Annotated in this window: 1 tRNA gene and 1 rRNA gene; both read right to left on the minus strand. The window is 53.2% G+C overall.

The window, feature by feature from the left end:
• Positions 1–6 precede the first annotated feature (6 nt).
• Positions 7–82 (minus strand) — tRNA-Glu (locus CAG64_RS23560).
• An 89-nt stretch (positions 83–171) separates the two neighbouring features.
• Positions 172–1,724: ribosomal RNA gene (locus CAG64_RS23565) — 16S ribosomal RNA — on the minus strand.
• Positions 1,725–1,726: the final 2 nt, after the last annotated feature.

Consider the following 1,726-nt stretch of genomic DNA (forward strand, 5'->3'; position numbering starts at 1 on the left):
ACCCAATGGTATCCCGTAGGGGAGTCGAACCCCTGTTACCGCCGTGAAAGGGCGGTGTCCTAGGCCTCTAGACGAACGGGACACTAAGTTGAACATCTTGGGGGATGTTCTTTCTCTTAAACTGTATAAACCATCAATCTGTGTGGACACTCATCGTGAGTAATCATCGTATAAGGAGGTGATCCAGCGCCAGGTTCCCCTAGCGCTACCTTGTTACGACTTCACCCCAGTCATGAACCACAAAGTGGTGAGCGTCCTCCCGAAGGTTAAACTACCCACTTCTTTTGCAGCCCACTCCCATGGTGTGACGGGCGGTGTGTACAAGGCCCGGGAACGTATTCACCGTGGCATTCTGATCCACGATTACTAGCGATTCCGACTTCATGGAGTCGAGTTGCAGACTCCAATCCGGACTACGACGCACTTTTTGGGATTCGCTCACTTTCGCAAGTTGGCCGCCCTCTGTATGCGCCATTGTAGCACGTGTGTAGCCCTACTCGTAAGGGCCATGATGACTTGACGTCGTCCCCACCTTCCTCCGGTTTATCACCGGCAGTCTCCCTGGAGTTCCCGACATGACTCGCTGGCAAACAAGGATAAGGGTTGCGCTCGTTGCGGGACTTAACCCAACATTTCACAACACGAGCTGACGACAGCCATGCAGCACCTGTCTCAGAGTTCCCGAAGGCACCAAAGCATCTCTGCTAAGTTCTCTGGATGTCAAGAGTAGGTAAGGTTCTTCGCGTTGCATCGAATTAAACCACATGCTCCACCGCTTGTGCGGGCCCCCGTCAATTCATTTGAGTTTTAATCTTGCGACCGTACTCCCCAGGCGGTCTACTTAACGCGTTAGCTCCGAAAGCCACGGCTCAAGGCCACAACCTCCAAGTAGACATCGTTTACGGCGTGGACTACCAGGGTATCTAATCCTGTTTGCTCCCCACGCTTTCGCATCTGAGTGTCAGTATCTGTCCAGGGGGCCGCCTTCGCCACCGGTATTCCTTCAGATCTCTACGCATTTCACCGCTACACCTGAAATTCTACCCCCCTCTACAGTACTCTAGTCTGCCAGTTTCAAATGCAATTCCGAGGTTGAGCCCCGGGCTTTCACATCTGACTTAACACACCACCTGCATGCGCTTTACGCCCAGTAATTCCGATTAACGCTCGCACCCTCCGTATTACCGCGGCTGCTGGCACGGAGTTAGCCGGTGCTTCTTCTGTCGCTAACGTCAAATAATGCAGCTATTAACTACATTACCTTCCTCACGACTGAAAGTGCTTTACAACCCGAAGGCCTTCTTCACACACGCGGCATGGCTGCATCAGGCTTGCGCCCATTGTGCAATATTCCCCACTGCTGCCTCCCGTAGGAGTCTGGACCGTGTCTCAGTTCCAGTGTGGCTGATCATCCTCTCAGACCAGCTAGGGATCGTCGCCTTGGTGAGCCCTTACCTCACCAACTAGCTAATCCCACCTGGGCATATCCTGACGCGAGAGGCCCGAAGGTCCCCCTCTTTGAGCCGAAGCTATTATGCGGTATTAGCCATCGTTTCCAATGGTTATCCCCCACATCAGGGCAATTTCCCAGGCATTACTCACCCGTCCGCCGCTCGACGCCGATATCGTTCCCCGAAGGTTCAGATAACTCGTTTCCGCTCGACTTGCATGTGTTAGGCCTGCCGCCAGCGTTCAATCTGAGCCATGATCAAACTCTTCAATTTAA

It is taken from the genome of Vibrio sp. V38_P2S17PM301 (assembly GCF_009904845.1).
GTDB classification, from domain to species: domain Bacteria; phylum Pseudomonadota; class Gammaproteobacteria; order Enterobacterales; family Vibrionaceae; genus Vibrio; species Vibrio proteolyticus.